The organism is Photorhabdus aegyptia, from assembly GCF_000612035.1.
In the GTDB taxonomy this organism is placed as follows: Bacteria; Pseudomonadota; Gammaproteobacteria; order Enterobacterales; family Enterobacteriaceae; genus Photorhabdus; species Photorhabdus akhurstii.
Genome location: NZ_JFGV01000047.1, coordinates 34,848 through 43,379, shown reverse-complemented (window position 1 = coordinate 43,379; position 8,532 = coordinate 34,848). Strand labels below are relative to the sequence as shown.

2 protein-coding genes and 2 pseudogenes are annotated in these 8,532 nt (G+C 34.4%); all 4 read left to right on the top strand.

What is annotated here, in order from left to right:
• Positions 1-46: 46 nt before the first annotated feature.
• Positions 47-2,002: pseudogene (locus tag BA1DRAFT_RS14800) on the top strand (ATP-binding protein); the annotation flags it as partial.
• A 24-nt stretch (positions 2,003-2,026) separates the two neighbouring features.
• Positions 2,027-2,689, top strand: a pseudogene (locus BA1DRAFT_RS14795) (Pvc16 family protein); the annotation flags it as partial.
• Between the two features lie 202 nt (positions 2,690-2,891).
• Complete coding sequence (locus tag BA1DRAFT_RS14790; protein ID WP_036780569.1) at positions 2,892-6,848, top strand: putative adhesin; 3,957 nt, start codon at positions 2,892-2,894, stop codon at positions 6,846-6,848.
• A gap of 419 nt (positions 6,849-7,267) precedes the next feature.
• Positions 7,268-8,131 carry a cytotoxic necrotizing factor Rho-activating domain-containing protein gene (locus tag BA1DRAFT_RS14785; RefSeq protein ID WP_036780567.1) on the top strand — a complete coding sequence of 288 codons (864 nt, stop codon included), beginning with the start codon at positions 7,268-7,270 and terminating at the stop codon, positions 8,129-8,131.
• The last annotated feature ends 401 nt before the right edge of the window (positions 8,132-8,532 follow it).

Sequence of the window (8,532 nt, the reverse complement as noted above, 5' to 3'; positions counted from 1 at the left end):
TTTGCTAATGTGAGTGATATTTAATCATTCATGCGGTTGCCCTGGAGAAAAATACGATTATTTACCGGAGAGTTTTCTCCTTACCGAAGATGAATTAAACCAGCGTCTGACAAAGCCACAAGGCATTCCTCATTGGATCACTAAACAAGATGATATTATTAATTCCCCTGAAATCGAAGAAAACCCCAATGCATTATCACAATTAGTTGAACGTTTTGAACTCACTGAATTTGAACGGGATGTTTTATTATTAGGTTTATTACCCCATTTCGATAGCCGTTATCATGCATTATTTGCTGCTCTGCACGGTAACAGTAAAAAACAGTGGCCGAGTTTTGCCTTAGCAATTGAATTATTTAGCCAACGCCAAAGTGATCGGCAATTACTACAAAATAGCCTTCTGCCGCAAACACCGTTAATCAGTCATCAACTATTACGGCTTAATAACAACGAAGAGCCTATTTGGTTACAAACTCAATTTCTAACTCACAGCACTATTTGGCATTTCTGATCAGGCCAATGGGTTATTTTATCCCCCTTGACAACTTGTGCTTATTGGCATTCTTCTGCCTCACACGGTTGGTATCCACAACCCCTTTACCGTTCACTTGGAAAAATATTATTAAATAAAACCGATGAACTACGCCCGCTGGTAATACTCAGAGGAAAACAAGATAGCGCCAGAGAATTAGCGGTAAGCAATATTATGGCATTTCATAATATCAATACCTTAACTCTAGATTTAGCTCAACTACCGGAGGAAAGTAATCCTAATTTGCTGATAGATGCAGTACGGGAAACACGATTACATGATGCCTGTTTATTAATTCGCAATTTTTCTTTGCTCAAAGATGAAAAGAAAATATTACATAGCGAATTATCCGATTTATTAAATCAACCAAAATTACGTGTAGTTTGTCTGGCAGAACCACAAGATTCACTAATGTGGATTAAACACCTGCCAATAGTGCAAATTAATATGCCGGTACTGACTCTGGCGGATAAAAAAACCATGCTGGAAGCAAGTTTATCGGATAATATCATTCAGAAAATAAATATTACTGAGCTATGCCAACGTTTTTCATTCACCGCAGAAACATTACCGCAAATCCTTATAGAAGCGAATCAATACCAAATACTCCAACAACCGGAAGGTCAGTTGGAAGAAACCGATCTGCGTAAGGCATTAAGTTTCCGTGCTCAACAGAATTTCGGTAAATTAGCGCAACAAATAACGCCTAAACGCGGCCTTAATGATTTAGTCATTTCAGACACATTAACCCAACAATTAAAAGAGATTATTGCCGCCATTCATTACCGTGACCAAATTCTGGCTACCGGCTTTCAGGAAAAAATCGGTTATGGCACCGGTATTAGTGCGCTATTTTATGGAGAATCCGGGACTGGCAAAACGATGGCTGCCGAAGTGATCGCCGGTCATCTTGGCGTTGATCTAATTAAAGTGGATCTCTCTACCGTGGTGAATAAGTATATTGGCGAAACGGAAAAAAACATCTCCCGGATTTTCGATCTGGCCGAAGCGGATTCCGGCGTGCTATTTTTCGACGAAGCGGATGCTTTATTTGGCAAACGCAGTGAAACCAAAGATGCTCAAGACAGACATGCTAATATTGAAGTTTCCTACTTATTACAAAGATTGGAAAGTTATCCGGGATTAGTAATTTTAGCCACCAATAATCGCAGCCATTTAGACAGTGCTTTTAATCGCCGTTTTACCTTTATTACCCGTTTTGCTTATCCCGATGAAATATTACGTAAGAAAATGTGGCAAGTCATTTGGCCGGAACAAATTAAATTATCCGATACCATTGATTTTACCCATCTGGCTAAACGAGCTAATTTAACCGGGGCTAATATCAGAAATATTGCGCTATTAGCCTCAATGTTAGCGAAAAATGACCACTGTAACCAAATCGAAAATAAACATATAAATCGAGCCGTTACACTTGAATTAAATAAAACTGGCCGACTGGTTTTCTAAAAATTCAACAAAATTGGAATAAATATGACAACCCTAATTGCTTCTGACAATGCGATTATTGAAGTAAATAACGCATTAAATACTGTTTTATCCCAGTATCTAAATATCAATGGCAATAAAATTGATATCCGTTTTGATTTACCTGAAATTAATTCCATTCAATCGGAACCGACGGTCAGTGTATTTCTTTATGACATCAATGAAGATTTACAATTACGCGCCGCTGAACCAAGACGTTATAACCCAATGACCAACACATTATTACCGGGATGGTTCAATATCAATTGTAACTATTTAATCACTTACTGGGATGCTAACAAACCATCAAGCGACAGTTCAAGCCCGGATAGCCAACCCAATAATCAAGCGACGCAAGTGATGACTCGTGCTCTGAATGCATTAATTAATAACCGTCAATTAACCGGCATTCCTGGCGCCTATATCCGGATTATTCCACAACAAGAAAACTTAAATAGCCTGGGTAACTTTTGGCAAGCTCTCGGTAATCGCCCTCGCCTCTCTCTAATGTATTCAATTACCGTACCAATGAAACTGCAAGATATTAAAGACAACATTACACCCATTAGCCAAATTTCTGCTTCGGTGGATCAGAAACCAAGCCTAAATAACTTACAAATTAATCAAGCTCTGACAGATAAATTATGTGCCGATTTAGGTGGAATTGAAGCCGATACCTTTACCTCCAAAAATATGAAAGTTTCTGGATATAATAGAGAAAACATCAATGACAACTAATATATATTATTTACTCCTAATATATTTATCATTATAAAATTAATAATTGGAAATATGCTAAACAAAAAAACATAGCAAAAACACTCATCATGCAAAAAAACACCATCAATAAAACAATAGAGAGACCAATAAAATGAAATTTAATTATCAAATAAGTGAACAATCCTATAGTGGTTATCATTCTGATATTCCTGTCGCTATTTTTTCTGAACAAGACTTTACCAAAGCTTATGAAATATACCACGCTAAAAATTTTAATTATCATAGATTGAGAGTAGAACAAGTGCCTTATGCAAGGTATTTCAGAGCCTTTCATCATACGGATATTCATAAACAAACCTATTCAGTACCTGAGTTAGAAAATAGATATGAGGAGATGATCTATTTTAATAAAAATCGGCAATTTGAAACTGATGCTGACTCTATTACTGTAATGTCCAATCATATTCCTTATAATTATGATTTTTATGGATATACTTCGTTACAATATTTAAAGACTAAATATTCAGAAGAGTTGGATCGTTATCATGAATCTAATTTTGACAATGAAGAACTTAATGACATAGTTCTGATTGATTACTTTGAAGGGTGGCGCCAGGAGCATAATCTTACTTCTAATATTGACATAGAAACTTGCCTTGCCATTGAAGATAGTATTGCCAGAGTTTCGATTCTGGGATTACTGAAAGGTAATATATCAAATGATATTAAACAAAAAATTATTCTCCCTGAAGGGATCACATTTGAAATGCAGCAAGATCTGCTTAATAATGATTTAGGTAATAAAATAGGTGAATTTAATCAAAACGTTATTACAAAACTTCAAAGATTAGCAAAGGCAGAAGATACGGTTTCAAAAATATCATCACCTTATCAGTATATTGAATCTAGAATTAAAGAGATTTCTGGTAATCGTGTTCATTTAGATCAACGAGTTACTGTTATTATTTCAAAGAGAATGCTTGATAAATGCAAGCCTAAAATTAATAGAGAATTTGATGTATGTAAAAACCAACCAAAACCGATAACTAAATATTTCACAATTTATGATTTAATTAGAAACATCAATCACAAAGAGTTTAATAAAGTTGAATATAGTGGAAAAGATATAAAATATCTATTAAATAGCGACATTGAAAATATTTTAATTAAATTGCACGATGTTACTGGTGATTATGAAAGATATATCAATAGATTTAGAAACAATGAAGATGTGAAATATTATATCAATGAAGGAATTAATAAACTTTCTGGTTCCACAGGAACAACAGTAGACGAATTTCTTGATAAATATATAGAACATATGGATGAGATAAGCTATACGGAAAGTGAAATTATAGCTGATTATTATCTTAATATAATCAGACAGCTTTTCGAGGCTATCTCAATGACTCTCCCTATCAGCCCGATCAAAGGTTATTTAGCCACTATTACGGCCAATACCATCATACCACTTATTCAATCAGCGATTGTGAACACTAATGAGGAGAGTCACGCATTACAACAAGAGGCTTGGGTTAATTTTGCTGTTTCATCCGCTTTCCATGCAATTTTTAGTAATCGGGCAATCAGTGGAAAAATTGCTAAAGGCGCAAAGTTAATTGAGAATAGCGGTGGATACATTACTAATAAATTCAATATCAAAAAAATAAACATTAATTATAGAGGAAATTCTCAATTAGCCAGAGAGAGTGTCAAGAAAATTCCCGGTTCAAACACTAATCCGTGGAGATTAGAAAACATTCGCAATAGATATAAATGGTTTTTTGATCGAAAATATTGGTCAAGATTTAATACTGAGAAAAAGACAGAAGTTTTACAATCACATCTGATGAAAACGCAAGAGGCCAAAGAGTTAGCTGAAATTGTTGGCTGGGAAAAACTTAATAAGATGATAAAGGATTCGATCACATTAGATTATGAAGGGAGTCCAATCAATAAAATATCATTCAGGAAGCTTGAAGATGAAGTAGCAGCAAGAAGTTATACTTTAATAAATGACAGGAAACGAATTAATTATATATCAACTTTCCTTGACGATAAATTAACCTTTTCAGATCAGCTAGGAAAAATAATTAATGTTGAAGATATTTCAGGAAGCAGTCATTTAAATAAAGCAGCCAATTGGATTGTCAGTAAAAGTACATCAAACGCTAATGACGCACACCATGTCACAAAAGTACTATCCAAATATATTGACAAAGATATCAGTGATTTTAATATATTGACACAACTGCACGATGAACTCTATCGTTTAAAGCCGGGTGCTACATTAAGACATTATCGTGGTTTTGGTGATCAGATATTTCCACATATGGAATCATCCAAAACGATTCTTCCTTATTATCTGGCAAGAACAAAAAGCGTTAATGGCGTTGATCCTTTCCTTATCTATTCAACTTTAATTGAAATTCATCCATTTGGTGACGGGAATGGCAGAGTCGCCAGATCAGCTTATGCTCTGGCTTATATTAATAAACATAGAAAATTTCAAGCATTAACAAATTCATCAGAAAAGATACTGACCGAAAATGCCAATCGGCCTAAAACATTTGTTAGATCGCCGACCGGGGATACTCGTCAGGATACATTTTATCTACTAAGGGATAAAGGAGAAGTCGGTAAATTTAAAATATTAGACAACAGTGATTCAAATTATACTGTGGGAGTTGATGAATCCAACTCTAAATTCAATATCTATACCGCCTGGGATAAAAACGAAAATCCTGCTACCAGTAAAACCGCTATTTTTTCCGCTCATGGTGGTCGTGAGAATTCAGCCAGACCAATTATATTTCCAAAGAGTAAAAACCTTATATTTTGGGCGCCAGATGAATACCGGTTAGATGATCCACTTATTGAACGATTTGTTAATGAATTTAATAAATTAAATCCTCATTCAGCGGTTGGCGGAAATTATGAAAAATTCTGGGCAGCATTCCCTAACAGATATAAAGATTATGACTTATTAAAATCGTTATTTACTGAAAAGAAATTTGAACAGTTAAAGAACATCGGTAATATTATAGAAAAACATACAAATTTAAGGGCAGAAGATGCAACAGGCATTAGCGCCTCAAAATTAAAAAATAGTTCAGTGCCCAAAGTCGCAGAATATCAATTTTCATGGTATGAAAAAGATAAAGAAAAAGAGTATGTTCTGGCATTAATCGAAAACAGAAAAACAGTAATAAGGGTAAATGATGGCACACCGGCTGTTGACTTAATAAGCATTAACCCAAATGTTCCTATTGATAAAAAAGTCAGTATTAAAGACCTTATTGAATTCATTAAAGAGAAAAATTATGAAAATGTTCATGTATTAGCGTGTAGAGAAATCTGGGATAACGGCAAACCCAGAAGTACAACTCGTTCTTATGCAGTCACTCGCGGCTATAGAAACGAACATGAAAAGTATTGGGAAAATAAAGAGTTGAAAACGCTGCCACAACCTAAAACTGCGGGTTCAAGCAGAACTAAACGAGAGATTTCCACTATTAATGTCAATGAATATCTTAATGAATCACGAGATATAAAATACCTTTTGACATCGATGTTATTTACCAATAGTAATAACACTCTCAGTTATAGCGAATATATAATTGGCGTGGTAACAACAGATGATAAAATTATTACTTTCGCTGATTCTTTAAAACAAGAAAATTATGATATCTTTTTACCTGGCAGAGAAGAAGATAGCCCTGAATTAATGCAAACACAAACAGTACTGGATAATCATTCTCTATCCAACTTCAATGTATATAGCAATAACTTGCTTGATTTCAGTGAAATAACAGTAGGCAAACACCTACATTTTAAAAGCGGAGAGAAATCAGATGGAAATGTCATTTTAGAAATCAATGATTCAGAAGGTTTTCGTTCATTGGCAATAAAGGTTATAAATCTAAACATGATGGGAATCTATCTGGCAAATATTATTAATAGAAATTCCCAAGATTTTAAAGCCGGAAGAGAAGAAAATGGAAAACTTGAAACAAGCATTCTAGATGTTAATAATTTATATCTAAAGCGTGAAAGTGAAAACAGTTATTACATCAAAGTGAAATTTAGTATTATAGACGTTAAATAATATACCATAATTTATATGCAAAACCCGGGGGCTATATTTAATAATATAGCCCCCGTTATTTCCAATGATAATTAATTTTTCAAATCCATACATTTTGTTATTTTTCTGATTAATCAGATAATTATTGCACCAAAACGTTGATAATAAAAACAAGACAAATCTGAAAATAGATCTCAATTAAATACCCATTATTCAACTTTATGATTAAATACACATAGTTAAATAACAAAACAAAAACGGATAACATTATGCTGTAAACTAAAACTATTGCACTAAAGAAACACCTATGAGAGTTTGTTTCTCAGTCGAAAATAGATGCATTATTTAAATATTTATATTCGTAGTATCAGATTATCTGAACAATCATTATCAGATAAATCTTAAAGGTAAAAAATTTAATTATTATAGAGGAATTATCAATGTTAAAATACTTCACCGCAGATAATAAGCTTAATAAAGGGCATATTTCTCCGCTCAAGAGAAAGGGATTACTGGTGGGTAGTGATAATGCGCCAATCGATATACCGGTGATAGCGCATCGTTATGATAGCAATAATCAGCTTGAGCAGGCCAGCTCTTTGAGAAATAGTGACTCTGGTCAGGAGATCCCTTTTCATGATGTTGTTACGGGATTTCGTGGTGATCAAGTAACCTCTTCAGAATCGGGTTCAGGAGCTATAGGAAAGCATTGGGGAAAAAATAAATTAGACCACAATATTACCGGTATTAATGTGGTTAATGGCGCATCGGGAACTGTGGGAATAAAAATTGCCTTGCGAGATATTCGGCCCGGGTATCCGATCATTGTCACGTCAGGGGCGTTAAGCGGTTGCACTATGGTGTATGCCGTGAAGGATAATTATTTCTTTGCTTACCATACCGGCCAAAAACCGGGCGATGATGAATGGAGAACCGGGCAGGATGGTGTTGTCACTACCGCTCAGAGTCATAAAGCCCTTTTATCGGATAGCAAACCAATTGCAGTTAATAAACAAAATAACGATTTAGTGAATATTTTTGCAGAGTATGATCAGAGTGTTATTACCTATATGGGAAAACAGGCAGTTGTGATTGACAATACCGCAGAAAATGTCAGCGTTTTTAACTATGATGAAATCAAACCCGGAAAACCCGCTATTAGAGCCGGTTATAGCTACGCGCTGTTAGCTAATGATAACGGCCAAGTGAGCGTTAAAGTATTGTCGGAGGATGCTATCGTTTCCCCTGGCAAGAACGGTAATAGTATTAAGGTTATCAATTCACTCAAAAAACGGTTGTTATAGCCTGTCCGAATTACACTATCCGCCGTTTTATAGCGCCTAACCTGATATCCGAGATAGCTATCCCGATATTAACAAGTTGCAATAATCATTAATATAAGGCAGGAATTGATTATATAAATAATCTATAATGGCAACTTTCTTGAAAAGAAAGTGCCATTATATCAATAAATTTTCGATTCTATTTCATTATTGCAACAGTCAGGATACAACATGGTCATTCTCATATACTAAATAAGATTATAAAATAGTGCTACATCTTATATCACTCATAATTTCATATATAACAATGGGTTGAAGAATGCCATGTGTAGCGGAATTATGAAACGCTATTTAGAAACGTTATTAAATAACCAAGACAATATATACCTACAGAATAATCATTTTAATTTATTTTTCTGATA